Source organism: Kibdelosporangium phytohabitans, from assembly GCF_001302585.1.
Taxonomy (GTDB): Bacteria; Actinomycetota; Actinomycetes; order Mycobacteriales; family Pseudonocardiaceae; genus Kibdelosporangium; species Kibdelosporangium phytohabitans.
The window spans coordinates 7,274,112-7,288,597 of sequence record NZ_CP012752.1 but is presented as its reverse complement, the minus strand read 5'-3'; the positions used below and the strand labels follow the sequence as shown (position 1 = coordinate 7,288,597).

Sequence of the window (14,486 nt, the reverse complement as noted above, 5' to 3'; positions counted from 1 at the left end):
GTGGTGGCGATCACACCACAGGAGTCAGCGGTGATTGTGCCCGGCCCGCCTGGCAAGGACGGCGTGACCAGTTCACGCGCGAAACTCACCATTCCAGCAGCTGAGAGCACAAGTCGATCAGACTGGCACGCAACGGCGCGGCCCGTTCGGCGAACTCCGCCTGCATGCGCGCGTACGTGGCGCGACCGGCGGGCGTCTCGATCGGCACGGGGGAGTAGCCGAGCTCGTGCAGGTCGTACGGGCTGGCGCGCATGTCGAGCTCACGCACGTCCGACGCCAGCTCGAAGCAGTCCGCCACCAGCTCGCTCGGCGTGAACGGCGCCAGCTTGTACGACCACTTGAACATGTCCATGTTCGCGTGCAGGCAGCCGGGTTGCTCCATGGCGATCTGCAGGGGACGGGTCGGCTGCAGCGTGTTCAGCGGACGGGCCTGCGGGGTGAAGAACCGGAACGCGTCGAAGTGCCCGCACTTGATCGGCAGCGATTCCACCACCGCGTCCGTCCCCGCCGCGCCCAGCCGAAGCGGCCAGGACTCGTGGCGGACGTCGGCGGATCGGTAGACCATCGCCCACTCGTGCAGGCCGAAGCAACCGAGGCGAGGTGGCCGGGACTGCGTGGCCGTGAGCAGGTCACGGATGAAACCCACCGACGTGCGGCGCTGCTCGGTGAGGGCGTCACGTGACAGCGTGACGCCCGATGGCGTGGTCACGTAGCCCGTCCACGACAGGTGTTCGGCGGCGTCCCCAGCCAGTGCCACGTCCGGGCCGGGATGCCACCGCAGCAACCTGGTCGGCCGGTAGGAGTAGTAGCTGAACAGGAAGTCCAGCACGGGGTGCTTGGCTCCCCGCGCCTTGCGGTCCTGGTGCGGCTCGACCCACTTGCGCATGCGCGTCACGTGGGCGTCCTGCCGGGCCCGCCACTCCTGCTCAGCCAACACCTTCACAACGGTCATTATTCGCCGATGTGCGTACTGTCCCGGACGGTGCCGACGTACTCCTCGACGAGATCCTCCAGCGCGACCACGCCCAGCACGGTCCCGTCAGGCGCGACGGCCTTCGCCAGGTGGCTCTGCACGCGCCGCAACGCCGCCAGCGCCTCGTCCAGCCGGGCGTCCGCGGGCAGCTGCGGCAGGCCGCGCACCCGCGCCCACGGCAACGGCGTGTCCGAGTCGCCCGCCAGGTCGAGCACGTCCTTGACGTGCACGAACCCGTTCAGTCTGCCGTCGGCCAGCCGGACCGGGAACCGGGAGAAGCCGGTCGCGGCCACCGCCGACTCGATGTCGCCGATCTTCGGCGGGTACGGCACGGTCGTGACCTCGTCGAGGGGCACGAGCACGTCGGCAACGGTCCGCTCGGCCGACGACAGCGTCTGCGTCAGCCTGCGGTGCTCCAGGTCGTCCAGCAGGCCTTCCCGCCGCGAGTCGGCGATCAGGCTGGCCAGTTCCTCCGGCGTGTAGGACGTCTCCAGCTCGTCCTTCGGTTCCACCTTCAGCAGCCGCAGGATGGCGTTGGCCATCAGGTTCAGCAGGCTGATCACCGGCCGCACCAGCCGCACCCACGCGACCAGGAACGGCGTCAGCCACACCGCGGTCCGCTCGGGCGCGGCGATCGCGATGTTCTTGGTGACCATCTCGCCGAGCAGCACGTGCAGGATCGACACGATCAGCAGCGCGATGGCGAACGAGACGCCGTGCACCACCGCCGCGGGCACGCCCAGCGGCTCCAGCACCATCTCCAGGTAGTGGGCGACGGCCGGTTCGCCGAGCGCACCGAGGGCGATCGTGCACAGCGTGATGCCGAACTGCGCACCGGCCATCATCAGCGAGGTCTTCTCGGCCGCACGCATGACTGTCCTGGCGCGGTCCACGCCACGGTCGACCATCGCTTCCAGCCGGTCACGGCGGGCGCTGACCAGCGCGAACTCCGCGCCGACGAAGAACGCGTTCAGCGCGAGCAGCAGGAGCGAGATCAGGATCGCGGGGATACCGGTCATCGCGCACCCGCCTCGGCCGGGGCGTCCTGGCTGGCCAGGCGCGTCACGCGGAGCTCGGCCACCCGGTGGCGGTCCATCCGCATCACGGTGATCCGCCAGCCGTCCACCACGACCTCGTCGTTGACCTCGGGGATCCGGCCGAGCCGGGACAGCACCAGCCCGGCGAGCGTCTCGTACTCGCCCGACGGCATCCGGAACCCGGTCGCCTCGGCCAGTTCGTCGTCGCGCAGCAGGCCGGAGACCATCCAGCTGTCCCTGCCGAGCGGGCGGACCGGGCTGACCTCGCCGCGGTCGTGCTCGTCGCGGACGTCGCCGACGATCTCCTCGATCAGGTCCTCCAGCGTCACGATGCCCGCCGTGCCGCCGTACTCGTCGACGACCAGCGCCACCTGCAGGCCGGAGCCGCGCAGGCGGTCGAGCAGCGTATCGCCGTCGAGGCTCTCGGGCACCGTCGGCACCAGCCGGGCGAGCTTGGCCAGCTCGGTCGTCGCCCGCAGCTCGGGCGGCACGCCGAAGATCTGTTTGACGTGCACGACACCGATCACCTCGTCGAGGTCACCCTTGTGCACGGGGAACCGGGAGAACCCGGTGGCCCTGGCGAGCTCGATCAGGTCGGGCACGGTCGCGTCAGCCCGCAGGGCGTGCACGCGCACGCGTGGCGTCATCAGCTCACCAGCCGTGCGGTCGCCGAAGCGCAGCGAACGGTCCAGCAACTTGGCCGTGCCCTGGTCGAGCGTGCCGTGCTCGGCGCTGGAGCGCACGAGCGAGCCGAGTTCCTGCGGTGACCTGGCCGAGGCCAGCTCGTCCGCCGGTTCCACGCCCAGCCTGCGCACCAGCCAGTTCGCCATCGCGTTCAGGCCGTTGATGAACCAGCCCAGCGACCGGGAGAAGCCCATCTGGAAGCCGGCGACGGTCCGCGCGGTGGCCAGCGGCTTGGAGATGGCCACGTTCTTGGGCACCAGCTCGCCGAACAGCATCGAGATGAAGTTCGCCAGCAGCAGCGCGATCGCCAGCGCGAAGCCGTGCGCGGCGCCGTCGGGCAGGCCGACCAGCCGCATCAGCGGCACCAGCCACTCGCCGATGATCGGCTCGGCGAGATAACCCGTGGTCAGCGTGGTGATCGTGATGCCGACCTGCGCACCGGACAGCTGGAACGACAGCGTGCGGTGGGCTTTGCGGACATTCCGGGCCTTGCGGTCGTCCTGGCGCTGCGCGTGGCTCTCGACCTGGCTGCGGTCGAGCGCGGTCAGCGAGAACTCGGCCGCGACGAAAACGGCTGTTCCGAGCGTCAGGAGGACAACGGCGAGAATGCCGAGAACATCGAACAGTGGTCCGGTCACCGCACAACTCCGGTGTCCGGGCGAATATGGCAGCCGGGAGAATCGCCCGGCTGGCTACTGCCACCGGGCGACTTGGCGTCGCGCACCTTACCTACTCACTCCTTGCAGGGTCCACACAAGACCTGCCAAGTGTAGCGAGCGTCAGTGGTGCCGTCCGACCAAACCGAGCAGCCGGGCGGGCGCGCCCGCGTCGACCGACACCGGCACGGGCGGGTCGAAGATCCCCGTGCCCTGCCAGCGCCACACCTGCGGGGAGAACACCGCGAGCAGGGCCTCGGCCAGTTCGTCGTGCAACGGCGAGGTCTCGCCGATCCCCTTGGCCAGGTCCCAGCCGTGCACGGCCAGGTCGAGCGTCATCTGCCAGCCGAACTCCGCGGCGGGCACGAGGCCGTAGCTGAGGTGCACGTCACGGTCGAGCGCGCCGGGCCGCAGCCACGCCTCGCGGGCCTCGGCGGACACCACGGCCCACACGCCGACCGGGTCGTCGCCGAGCAGGTCGCCGTCGAACTGTTCGCCGACCTCGTCGAGGGCGGCGCCACCGAGCAGCGGCGGTACCCACAGCTGTTCGGCGACCAGGTGATTGAGCAGGTCACGCACGTTCCAGCCGGGGCACGGCGTCGCACCGGCCCAGTCGTCCGGGCCGATCGCCTTGACCAGCCAGTCGAACCCGCTCAACGCACTTCCATGAGCGTCCAGCAGTTCCATGCGATCAAGTGGACCACTGGTTGGTCGTCTGTGCATCAGAGCGACATGCCGGCGGCGGTCACCTGGTGCGACCACTCCGGCGGGAACGCGCAGTTGCCGCCGGCTGCCGCATACCCTCCGTGATCGCCACGGTGCGTGACGCCGGAGCGCACCAAGCCGTGACCGGTCCTGCTTAAGTAGTACTTCTCGCGGCTCGTTCGCAGGATTCGGCCGCATGCCGCCGCGCCCTAACTTCGTGTGGCATGGGGCGGATCTTGGCGGTGCTGGGGGCGGTCTTCGCGATGCTGGCGGTGACCGCGCCGCCGGCCGGGGCGCACGGGGTCAGCGACACCGCGGACTTCCACCTGGCGCAGAGTTTCGCGGGCAACGAGCTGACGCTGGTGGTCCGCGGGACGCGGGAGGTGCCGGGGCCGCTCGACATCGACTTCATCGCGCACGACCCGGTCGCCAGGACGTCGATCGAGGCCGGGCTGGTCGGTTCGCCGCGCAAGGCCACAGTGGACATCGACAGGCGCGGCACCCACCCGGTCCGGCTCGACGTGGACCGGACCGGTCGCTGGGAGCTCGTGCTCAAGGCGGCCAACGGGGAACAGGCGCGCATCCCCTTCCAGGTCATGCTGTCGAAGCTCACGCTCTGGGAACCCGTGGCGTACGGCGGTTTCGCCTCGACCGGCTTGTTCATGGCAGTCGCACTGATCATGGCTGTGCACGCGAGACGGCGGATGCTGGTCGTCCTGCCCGCGGGTGCCGGTGTCGTCGCGTTGACCGTGGCGATCACGGCTGCTCTGCTGTCGTCGGCGATCCCACCCGCGCAGGCGGAAGGGGCGATCCCGGTCGACCCGGCCGGCGGCCGGCCGCACGTCAACGCGACCGTCACGACCGACCAGAACCCGGTGACCGGCAAGGAGTTCCGGCTCGGTCTCACGATCACCGACGGGAACACCGGGCGCCCGGCCGACGACCTGATCGCCCACCACGACGCGCTCGCCCACCTGGTCGTGTCCAGTGTGGACGGGCAGTTCTTCCGGCACGCGCACATGGTCCGCGTCGCACCGGGCGAACTGGGGGTTCGCCTGGCTGTCGACCGGCCTGGCCGGTACCTGGTGCACGCGGAGCTCGAACGCGTGAACTCCGGATCGCAGCTGGTCACCGGCTCGTTCGAGGCGTCGGGTCAGGTGCTCGGCGGGGACGAGCGCACACAGCCGAGGCAGGCAGTGGCGGGTCGTGGTCACACCATCGAGCTGCCGGTCGGCGGCAGAGCGGACCTGCAGCCGTGGCTCGGCATGGCCGGGCACCTGGTGCTGCGCGGCGAGACCGGTGACTACTTCGGGCACGTGCACGAGATGGGCCCGATGCGCGGGAACGCCGACGAGACAGTCGCGTCACTGCCGCCCCACCTGCGGTTCACGTTCACCTTTCCCAAGCAAGGGAGGTATTTCGGATGGATTCAGTACCAGCGGGACTTCACCGTGACGACCGTCCCGCTGATCATCGACGTCCGGTCGTCCTGATCGTCCTGATCGGCCTGGCCGCGATCGGCGCCGTGGTGTTCGCGCTGTGGCCCCGGTCGGGCACGTCCGCGACCACGATCACCGGCGACAGCGAGACGTACCGGGTCGAGCTGACCACGAGCCCGCGCAGCGGGCCGGTGACGACCTCGGTCCGTGTGACGCGGCACGACCGCGGCCCGGTGCTGCTGGACGAGGTCGGCATCGACGCGGTGATGCCCGCGATGGGGCACGCCGTGCCCCAGGTCGTGGCCACCAGGCGGGACGACCGGTTCGAGGCGGGCGGCGAACTGTTCACCATGGGCGGCCTGTGGGACGTCTCGCTGCACGTGGCGGGGGAGACGGTCACCGTCCAGATCCCGGTGACGGAAGGACAGGGATGAAAGCCGAACGGACAGGCGCGTGGCTGTTGCTCGCCAGCGTCACCATCGCGACCTTCGGGATGGCGTGGGACATCCAGTGGCACACCGATGTCGGCCCCGACACGTTCTTCACCGCGCCGCACCTGGTGATGTACCTGGGAACGGCGGCAACGGGATTCACATCTCTCGCGGTCGTGCTCCACCGGACGTTCCGGCGCAACGACCCGGCGGTCCGGACGGTCACGGTGCTCGGCACGTTCCAGGCGCCGATTCCCTTCCTGGTGGCGGGACTCGGCGCGGCGGCCGAGTTGCTGTACGGCCTCACCGACCTGTGGTGGCACACGGTGTACGGGTTCGACGCGACGCCGACCTCACCGCCGCACGTCGCGATGTCGTTGTGCGTCCTGGTGGAGACGGTCGGCGCGGTGATGGCGTTCGCGTCGCTGCGTGGCACCCGCTCCGGCCGGGCCGGGCTGGCGGTCTACGCCGGCGTCGCCGCGTACGCCCAGGTCTTCCTGCTGCTGTCGACGCCGAAACTACCGCTGGTCAACGAGTTCTTCTTCGCGGTCGCGCTGATGTGCGTGCTCGGGATGGTCCTGGTCGCCGCGGTCACCCGGTCGCCGGGACTCGTGGTGGTGACGGGGTTGTCGTTCGCTGCGGTCCACGCCGTCACGTGGGTGACTGTTCCGCCGTTGACCAGGGCCTACGCCGGGTGGATCGACCTGCCGATCCGGGATTTCGTCACCGGGAGCCCGGCGTACGCGTCGTTCTCGCCGTTGGCGATGCTGCCGGTCGCGGTGGTCGTCGCCGGTGTTCTGGCTCTCGGCAAGCGGTTCGGCTCGGTGAAAGGTGCGGTGATGCTGACCGGCGCGGTCGGCGCGGCACTGCTGACGCTCGGATATTCCGTCCAGTTCGGCCTGATGGACGGCACGACCGTCGCCATCACGGCGGTGTCCGGCGCTGTCATGGGCCTGGCCGCCTGGCGCATGGGCGCACCGTTGCGAAATCTGTCGGAGGTCTGACGTGCGAGCAGTCATCCTTGCTGTCGCGGTGATGTTCTTAGTGGCCGCGCCCGCGTACGCGGCACCGCCGCCTGTTGAGGTCGTGCACTCGGAGAGCGTGCGGGTCGGCCCGTACGACATGCGGGCGTCGTTCAGCGAATGGCCGGTGCGTGCGGAACGGTCACTGGACTTCACGTTCGTGCCGGACGGCGACATCGCCGGCCATCAGGGCACGGTGCGCATGGTCGGTCCTGGTGTCACCGGCCCGAAGGAGCGACTCGCCCGGCACCCGCGGGCCCGCACCGAGTGGGGACTGGACATCCGTGCGCTGCCGAGGGAAGGCCTGTGGAGTCTGGAGTTCACCGTGGACGGGCCGAAAGGACCGGGTACGGGGGTGCTCGCGGTGCCCGTCGGACCTCGGCCCGGCCCGTCCGCGACGCTGAGCTGGACGATCGGCCTCGGTCCGGTGATCGTCGGCGCGTTCGCCGGGCTGGTGGTCTGGATCAGGGGCCGCAGCCGCCGGAGGGCCGATGCCTGGACGTGGACCTGACAAGTGTGCAAGAATCTCTCCAACTAAGATAATCAGTGTTTGAGGGGTTTGATATGTCCGGGGACCTGGCGATTCGACTGTCGGACGAAGAGCGGATGGCGGCCATCCGCGTACTGGACACGGCCGTCGGCGACGGCCGGATCACCTGGGACGAGCACACCGAGCGGACCGAGCTCGTCTGGGTGGCCAAGACCAGGGCGGACCTGTCGCCCCACCTGGCCGACCTCGGCCCGGTCGCCACCCAGACCGCGCCCCCGCAGCACGTCGTCGCCACGATCAGCAAGGTCATCCGCGCGCCGGAAGCCACGCGCGAGGTCCGCGCCAAGGCGAGGTTCGGCGCGGTCGTGCTCAACCTGGCCTCGATGCGGCCGGGCGAGCAGATCCAGATCACCGCGGACGCGTTCTGCGGCAAGGTCATGGTGTTCGTCCCCGAGAACGCCACCGTGATCGACGAGGGCACCGCGGTGATGGGCAAGCGCAGCGTCTTCTGCGCCTCGGACAACACGGGCGGCCCGGTCGTGCGCATCACCGGCCGCGTGACCATGGGCAACATCAAGGTCTTCGCGGGTGACACCCGCTACTGGTGACTCCCTGAAACATAATGGCTTCCTGTCACACGGGCGCGGTAGGTTGCTGGCAGCCCGTGTGACAAGGAGCCGTGCATGCCCACCACGCATTTCCGCACATGTCCGCTCTGCGAGGCCACCTGCGGACTGAAGATCACCGTCGACGGGGACCGGGTCACCGACGTCCGCGGCGACAAGGACGACGTGTTCAGTCTCGGCTTCATCTGCCCCAAGGGGGCGAAGCTCGGTGATCTCGACCAGGACCCCGACCGGCTGCGCGGTCCCCTGGTCAAGCGGGACGGGCAGTTCGCCGAGGTGTCGTGGGAGGAAGCGTTCGCGGAGGTCGAACGAGGTCTCGCGGCGGTCCGCGCGGCCCACGGCAACGACTCCGTCGCGCTCTACCTCGGCAACCCGAGCGTGCACGCGATGGCCGGGCCCGTGTTCAACGGTGTGCTGGCCAAGGCGCTGGGCACGCGGAACGTCTACACCGCCAGCACCAGCGACCAGATGCCCAAGCACGTGTCCTGCGGGTATCTGTTCGGCGACCCGTACTCGATCCCCGTGCCCGACATCGACCGCACCGACCATCTGCTGATGCTGGGCGCGAACCCGTTGGAATCCAACGGAAGCCTGTGCACCGCGCCGGACTTCCCCGGCAGGCTCAAGGCTCTGCGGGCCCGCGGCGGCAGGTTCGTGGTGGTCGACCCGCGCCGGACGCGGACCGCGGACCTGGCCGACGAGCACCTGTTCATCCGGCCAGGCGCGGACGCGGTGTTCCTGTTCGCGTTGGTGCACACCCTCTTCGACGAGAACCTCACCGCCGACGTACCCGACGTCGTGCGCGGCGTCGAGGAACTGCGGGTCTTGGCTTCGAAGTTCACGCCCGAGACGGTCGCGACCGCCTGCGGCATCGACGCGGGCACCATCCGGCAGACCGCCAGGGATCTCGCCGCCGCGCCGGCCGCCGCGGTCTACGCCCGGATCGGCACCACCACCGCCGAGTTCGGCACGCTGTCGAGCTGGCTGGTCGACGCGCTCAACGTGCTGACCGGCAACCTCGACCGGCCCGGTGGCGCGATGTTCCCGAGCTCCGCGACGCGGGCGACGTACGTCAAGCGCAAGCCGTTCCGCACCGGCCGGTGGGCCAGCCGGGTGCGCGGACTGCCCGAGGCGTTGGGCGAACTGCCCACCGCGACCCTGCCCGACGAGATCGAGACACCGGGCGAGGGCCAGGTCCGCGCGCTGGTCACGGTCGCGGGCAACCCGGCGTCGTCCGCGCCGAACGCGGCCCGGTTCGGCGCGGCGCTGGCGGACCTGGAGTTCATGGTCTGCGTCGACCCGTACCTCAACGAGACCACGCGGCACGCCACCGTGATCCTCCCGCCGCCGCGTGTGACCCAGTCGCCGCACTTCGACTTCGGCCTCACCCAGTTCGGGGTGCGCAACTTCGCCAACTACTCGTCGCCCGCGCTGCCGTTGCCCGACGGCCGCCCGAGCGAAGCGGAGATCCTCGCCAGGCTGGCGCTCATCGCGGCGGGGCAGGGCGCGTCCGCGGACCCGCGTGGCCTGGAGGAGATGATGCTCGGCGGCCTGCTGGCCAAGGCGGTCAAGGTCGAAGGGTCCCCGGTGTACGGCCGCGACCCGGCCGAGCTGCGCCCGTTGATCGACGGCGACGGCCCGCTGGAGCGTTTCCTCGACCTGTCGCTGCGGCTCGGCCCGTACGGCGAGGGATTCGGGGTGGACGAGTCCGGTCTGCGGCTGACGACTTTGCTGGCCAACCCGCACGGCGTCGACCTCGGCGCGCTGCGGCCACGGCTGACCGAAGTGCTGTCCACCGCGGACGGGAAGCTCCAGCTGTGCCCGCCGGAGTTCGCGGCCGACGTGCCAAGGCTGCTGTCCTGGCTCGCCGACCGTCCGCACGGGATGGTCCTGATCGGACGCAGGCACCTGCGGTCCAACAACAGCTGGATGCACAACGTGCCCGCGCTGGTCACCGGCTCCAACACCTGCACGCTGCACATCAACCCGCAGGACGCCGAGAAACTCGCGGTCGGCGCCGGTCAGCGGGTCCTGGTGATGTCACGGACCGGCTCGGTCGAGGTCGCGGTCGAACCGACGGACAAGATCATGCCTGGCGTGGTGAGCCTGCCGCACGGCTGGGGCCACGACCAGCCCGGCGTGCGGATGTCGGTGGCGGGCAACACCGACGGCGTCAACGTCAACACAGTCACCGACGAGTCCGTGCTCGACGTCCTGTCAGGCACAGCCGTGTTCAACGGTGTCCCGGTCGAACTCAAGGTGGTCTGACCTTACGCTTGGGCGTCGTGAGGGCGCGTCTTGCCGGCAGGCGCGGCGAGTTCGGCGAGCTCACCGGCTGCCTGTGGATAGCGATGGCCGGCTCGGGCCAGTGGTGCTGGTCTCGGGGGAGCCGGGGATCGGCAAGACCAGGCTGGCGCACGAGTTGGCGGAGCTGGCTGAGGCCGACGACGGTGTGCACACGTGCTGGGTCGCGCGGTGCAGGACGACGGCAGCCCGCCGTACTGGCCGTTCCGCCAGATCATCCGTGGCCTGGGTCGCCGGTCCGCGCCCGCTGCGCTGGCCGACGAACTCGCGCTGGTGGTCCCGGAGTTCGGAGGCGGCCCGGCCACGGCACCGGGCGAACGGTTCCGGGTTTTCGAAGCCGTCACGGAGTACCTGACCGGTGCCGGGAAGCTGCTGATGGTGCTGGACGACCTGCAATGGGCCGACCAGGCGACCCTGCGGCTGCTGGTCCACCTGGCGATGGCGGCACGCACGATGCCGGTGATGATCCTGGTGACCTACCGGGACACCGAAGTAGGGGAGCCGTTGTCGGACACGCTGGCCGCGTTGGCGCGTGAGGACTCCGTGACGCGCGTCCAGCTCACGGGCCTGTCCGAAACCGACGTCGTGGCGCACCTGACGGGCCTGACCGGCGCGGCGGTCGACGCCGAGACGGCCGCGATCGTCAGCCGCCGGACCGGTGGCAATCCGTTCTTCGTGGCCGAGCTCAGCCGGATTCTCGGGCAGGAGCGCATGCCGGACGCCGTGCTGGGTGCCGTCCGGGTGCGGCTGGACGGTCTGTCACACGGATGCCGCGAGATGCTTGTCGCTGCCTCGGTTCTCGGCACCCAGGTGGACCCGGCGATCGTGGCCTCGGTGCTCGGCTGGCCGCTCGACGACGCCCTGTCCGCGCTGGACGAGGCCGTGCGGTCCGGCGTGCTGTCCGATCCGGACGGTTGGCGATTCACGCACAACGGCATCGCCGCCGCCGCGTGCGACTGGCTCGACGACGCCGTGCGGCACCTGCGGCGTGCCATCGTGAACAACGAACGCGCCGGGACTCCGCCGTACGTCGCCATGGCCACGCTCGACCTGGCTCGTGTGCTCGCGCGACGCGACCGTCCGGGTGACGCGGACGAATCGGCGGCGCTGGCCGTGTCCGCGCGTGCCATGGCCGAAGAACTGGGCATGCGGCAGCTGGTCGCTGACGCCGAAGCTCTCACCGGGCCGAGTGCGCTGTCCCCGAGGGAGAACGAGATCGCCCGGTTGGCCGCACAGGGCCCGACCAACAGGCAGATCGCGGCGGCCGTGCACATCTCGGTGCGCACGGGGAGACGCACGTGCGGAAGATCCTCGGAAACTGGGATTGTCGAGCCGTTCGGAGATCCACGACCGGCTGGCGTGAGTCGTTAGGCTTGGGCGTCATGCGGGCGCGATTCGTGGGGCGGCGGCGTGAGCTCGATGAGCTCACGGATCGGCTGCGGACCGCGATGACCGGGTCGGGCCAGGTGGTGCTGGTCTCGGGGGAGCCGGGGATCGGCAAGAGCAGGCTGGCGCACGAGTTGGCGGAGCTGGCTGAGGCCGACGGTGTGCACACGTGCTGGGGTCGTGCGGTGCAGGACGACGGCAGTCCCTCGTATTGGCCGTTCCGGCAGGTGCTGAAGCTCTTGGCCCGGCGGTACGCGCCGGGTGTGCTGGCCGATGAGCTCGCGCTGGTTGTCCCGGAGTTCGGCGACGGCCCCACGACCTCGCCCGAGGAACGGTTCCGGGTTTTCGAAGCCGTCACGGAGTACCTGACCGGCGTCGGGAAGCTGTTGATCGTCCTCGACGACCTGCAATGGGCCGACCAGCCCACGCTGAGGTTGCTCGTGCACCTGGCGATGGCGGCCGGCACGATGCCGTTGATGATCCTGGTGACGTACCGGGACACCGAAGCGGAGCCGTTGTCCGCCACGCTGGCCGCGTTGGCGCGTGAGGAATCGGTGTCGCGGATCCGCCTCACCGGCCTGTCGGAGGCGGAGGTCGCGGCCCAGCTGGCAGACCTGACCGACACATCGGTCGACGCGTCGGTCGCGGCCGCGATCAGCGGGCGCACCGGGGGAAACCCGTTCTTCGTCGCCGAGATCAGCCGGATGCTCGGACAGGAGCGCATGCCGGACGCCGTGCTGGACGCCGTGCGGGTGCGGATGGACGCGTTGACGCCGGACTGCCGGGAAGTCCTGGCCGCCGCGTCGGTCCTGGGCAACGAGGTGGATCCGGCGATCGTGGCCGCGGTGCTCGGCAGCCCGCTGGACGATGTTCTGTCCGCAGTGGACGAAGCGGTGCGGTCGGGTTTCCTGTCCGGGGCGCAGGAGTGGCGGTTCACCCACGACCTGATCAGGGAAGCGGCCCGACTGCTCATGCCGACCGTGCGGCGACTGGCGTTGCACGCGCGGGCAGCGGCCGTCGTCGAACGGCGCCCGGACGCGGTGTCGCGCGCCGCCGAGATCGCCCGCCACTGGCTGGAATCCCTGCCCGCGGGCGACCCGGCGAAAGCAGTCGAATGGGCCCGGCGCGCGGGCGATGCCGCCTTGGCGCAGCTGGCGTGGGAGAACGCCGTCGAGCTGTACGCACGCGCACTGGGCGCCGGGCCGCTCCACGACGCCGGCCGGGCGGAGTTGCTGACCCGCCAGGGAATCGCCCAGTTGCGCAAGCTGGACATCGTCAGCGGCGAGCAGACGCTGCGGCGGGCCGCTGCGGCGGCGAGGGCGTCCGGTGACGCCGCCGCGATCGCCGAAGTGGCGCTGGCGATGGGAACCGTCCACAGTTCCGACTGGCCCACGTTGGGCAAGGCGCTGAGCGACGAAGCGCTGGCATCGATGGCCGACGGCCCGCTGCGCGCCCGGTTGCTGGCGCAACAAGCCGGCGAGCTGGCGTTCTTCGGCTCACCCGACCTGGACGTGATCTCCGCTGAGGCGTTGGCGATCGCCGACCGGACAGGGGACTCGCGTGCGGTACGGGCGGCGTTGCGGGCCCGTCAGCTCGCCCGGGCAGGCCCTGACGGCGTGCGGGAACGGCTCGTGCTCGGCGACCGGATGCTGGCCATCGGCGTGGCGGACAACGATCCGGAAGCCGTGATGTGGGGCCGGGTGTGGCGGTTCGACGCGTTCTGCCAGCTCGGCAGGCTCGACGACGCCGAGAGCGAACTGCTGCCCATCCGCGAGGCGGCGCTGCGGATGCGGACCAAGATCGCCCGGTGGCACCACCTGCGAGCCGAGATCGCGGTCGAACACGCGCGCGGACGTTTCACCAGGGCGCGTGAACTGGCTCAGTCGGCCATCGACCTGGTCGAGGACGCGGGCGGGCCGGTGGTGCTCGCGGTGTCGGTGGCCACGCTGGCCGCGGTCGCCGCGACGACCGGGGACGAAGGACCGGTCGTGGAGCAGTACACCGGTTACCACGGGCGCGGCTCGGACCTCATCGCGGCGGTGACCGGGGCGTGGCTCGTCCGCTGTGGACGAAGCGAGCACGCGAGGCGGTTCTACATGCCCGCACAGGTTCACGAACCAATCGGGGGTGTGCGAGAACTGTCGGTCCTCTGCGGCCTCGTGGTACTCGCGGCCGAGTTCGGTGACAAGGACACCGCCGCCGTGGCGTACCGCAGGCTGTTGCCGTACGAGGACCTCATGCAATGCGGTGGAGCCGGAGTTGTCACGATCGAAGGCTCGGTCGCCGGGGCGCTGGGCGTCGCGGCTGCCACGTGCCACCGGCTCGACGACGCCGTACGCCACCTGCGGCGCGCCATCGAGAACAACGAACGCGCCGGTACCCCGCCGTATGTCGCCATGGCCACGCTCGACCTGGCTCGTGTGCTCGCGCGACGCGACCGGAAGGGTGACGCGGCCGAGTCGGCGGCGCTGGCGTTGTCGGCGCGGTCCATGGCGGAGCGGATGGGGATGCGGTACCTGCTCGCCGCCGCGGAATCCCTGACCGGGTCGAGCGCACTGTCCCCGAGGGAGAACGAGATTGCCCGTTTGGTCGCACAAGGCCTGACCAACAGGCAGATCGCGGCGGCCGTGCACATCTCGGTGCGCACAGTGGAAACCCACGTCCAGAAGGTCCTGGGCAAGCTCGGCCTGTCCAGCCGCGCGGAGATCCACGACCACATCGGCCGTTAGGCTT

Annotated in this window: 12 protein-coding genes and 1 pseudogene; 9 read left to right on the top strand and 4 right to left on the bottom strand. The window is 70.3% G+C overall.

Annotated elements, in window-relative coordinates; all coding sequences use genetic code 11:
* Positions 1-85: 85 nt before the first annotated feature.
* The 4 genes from AOZ06_RS32795 to AOZ06_RS32780 all read right to left on the bottom strand — a co-directional run bounded on the left by AOZ06_RS32795 (position 86) and on the right by AOZ06_RS32780 (position 4,037).
* Positions 86-952 (bottom strand): hypothetical protein, encoded by an 867-nt coding sequence (locus AOZ06_RS32795; RefSeq protein WP_054292933.1) that lies wholly within the window; start codon positions 950-952, stop codon positions 86-88.
* Complete coding sequence (locus AOZ06_RS32790; protein ID WP_054292932.1) at positions 952-1,992, bottom strand: hemolysin family protein; 1,041 nt, start codon at positions 1,990-1,992, stop codon at positions 952-954. The genes AOZ06_RS32795 and AOZ06_RS32790 overlap by 1 nt, the downstream gene beginning before the upstream one ends.
* The gene (locus AOZ06_RS32785; RefSeq protein ID WP_054292931.1) at positions 1,989-3,332 is read right to left on the bottom strand and encodes a hemolysin family protein; all 1,344 of its coding nucleotides are present in this window, start codon (positions 3,330-3,332) and stop codon (positions 1,989-1,991) included. The genes AOZ06_RS32790 and AOZ06_RS32785 overlap by 4 nt, the downstream gene beginning before the upstream one ends.
* Positions 3,333-3,473: 141 nt before the next feature.
* Positions 3,474-4,037: a TIGR03086 family metal-binding protein gene (locus AOZ06_RS32780; RefSeq protein ID WP_054292930.1), complete on the bottom strand. Its 564-nt coding sequence runs from the start codon at positions 4,035-4,037 to the stop codon at positions 3,474-3,476.
* 242 nt (positions 4,038-4,279) lie between these two features.
* Here AOZ06_RS32780 and AOZ06_RS32775 point away from each other — a divergent pair, with 242 nt between their 5' ends.
* From AOZ06_RS32775 to AOZ06_RS32740, 9 genes and pseudogenes are all read left to right on the top strand, one after another.
* A complete protein-coding gene (locus AOZ06_RS32775; protein ID WP_054292929.1) occupies positions 4,280-5,548 on the top strand; it encodes a hypothetical protein in 1,269 nt (422 codons plus the stop codon).
* Positions 5,479-5,928: a hypothetical protein gene (locus AOZ06_RS32770; RefSeq protein WP_157233390.1), complete on the top strand. Its 450-nt coding sequence runs from the start codon at positions 5,479-5,481 to the stop codon at positions 5,926-5,928. The genes AOZ06_RS32775 and AOZ06_RS32770 overlap by 70 nt, the downstream gene beginning before the upstream one ends.
* Positions 5,925-6,929, top strand: coding sequence for a hypothetical protein (locus tag AOZ06_RS32765; protein WP_054292927.1), 1,005 nt, complete (start codon positions 5,925-5,927; stop codon positions 6,927-6,929). The genes AOZ06_RS32770 and AOZ06_RS32765 overlap by 4 nt, the downstream gene beginning before the upstream one ends.
* Before the next feature lies 1 nt (position 6,930).
* The gene (locus AOZ06_RS32760; RefSeq protein WP_236951814.1) at positions 6,931-7,458 is read left to right on the top strand and encodes a hypothetical protein; all 528 of its coding nucleotides are present in this window, start codon (positions 6,931-6,933) and stop codon (positions 7,456-7,458) included.
* Positions 7,459-7,511: 53 nt separating this feature from the next.
* The gene (locus AOZ06_RS32755; protein ID WP_054292926.1) at positions 7,512-8,045 is read left to right on the top strand and encodes a DUF1707 SHOCT-like domain-containing protein; all 534 of its coding nucleotides are present in this window, start codon (positions 7,512-7,514) and stop codon (positions 8,043-8,045) included.
* A gap of 75 nt (positions 8,046-8,120) precedes the next feature.
* Positions 8,121-10,331: a molybdopterin-dependent oxidoreductase gene (locus AOZ06_RS32750; protein WP_054292925.1), complete on the top strand. Its 2,211-nt coding sequence runs from the start codon at positions 8,121-8,123 to the stop codon at positions 10,329-10,331.
* Positions 10,303-10,775: pseudogene (locus AOZ06_RS62510) on the top strand (ATP-binding protein); the annotation flags it as partial. The gene AOZ06_RS32750 and the pseudogene AOZ06_RS62510, both read left to right, overlap by 29 nt.
* 30 nt (positions 10,776-10,805) lie before the next feature.
* Positions 10,806-11,738 (top strand): helix-turn-helix domain-containing protein, encoded by a 933-nt coding sequence (locus AOZ06_RS61505; protein ID WP_470303358.1) that lies wholly within the window; start codon positions 10,806-10,808, stop codon positions 11,736-11,738.
* A gap of 11 nt (positions 11,739-11,749) precedes the next feature.
* Positions 11,750-14,482 carry an ATP-binding protein gene (locus AOZ06_RS32740; RefSeq protein ID WP_157233389.1) on the top strand — a complete coding sequence of 911 codons (2,733 nt, stop codon included), beginning with the start codon at positions 11,750-11,752 and terminating at the stop codon, positions 14,480-14,482.
* The last annotated feature ends 4 nt before the right edge of the window (positions 14,483-14,486 follow it).

Excerpts from the sequence above, each read along its gene's own strand:
- AOZ06_RS32780 (WP_054292930.1), bottom strand. The coding sequence starts at position 4,037 with ATGGAACTGCTGGACGCTCATGGAAGTGCGTTGAGCGGGTTCGACTGG.
- AOZ06_RS32740 (WP_157233389.1), top strand. The coding sequence starts at position 11,750 with ATGCGGGCGCGATTCGTGGGGCGGCGGCGTGAGCTCGATGAGCTCACG.
- AOZ06_RS32790 (WP_054292932.1), bottom strand. The coding sequence starts at position 1,992 with ATGACCGGTATCCCCGCGATCCTGATCTCGCTCCTGCTGCTCGCGCTG.
- AOZ06_RS32765 (WP_054292927.1), top strand. The coding sequence starts at position 5,925 with ATGAAAGCCGAACGGACAGGCGCGTGGCTGTTGCTCGCCAGCGTCACC.
- AOZ06_RS61505 (WP_470303358.1), top strand. The coding sequence starts at position 10,806 with ATGGCGGCACGCACGATGCCGGTGATGATCCTGGTGACCTACCGGGAC.
- AOZ06_RS32795 (WP_054292933.1), bottom strand. The coding sequence starts at position 952 with ATGACCGTTGTGAAGGTGTTGGCTGAGCAGGAGTGGCGGGCCCGGCAG.
- AOZ06_RS32770 (WP_157233390.1), top strand. The coding sequence starts at position 5,479 with ATGGATTCAGTACCAGCGGGACTTCACCGTGACGACCGTCCCGCTGAT.
- AOZ06_RS32755 (WP_054292926.1), top strand. The coding sequence starts at position 7,512 with ATGTCCGGGGACCTGGCGATTCGACTGTCGGACGAAGAGCGGATGGCG.
- AOZ06_RS32750 (WP_054292925.1), top strand. The coding sequence starts at position 8,121 with ATGCCCACCACGCATTTCCGCACATGTCCGCTCTGCGAGGCCACCTGC.
- AOZ06_RS32775 (WP_054292929.1), top strand. The coding sequence starts at position 4,280 with ATGGGGCGGATCTTGGCGGTGCTGGGGGCGGTCTTCGCGATGCTGGCG.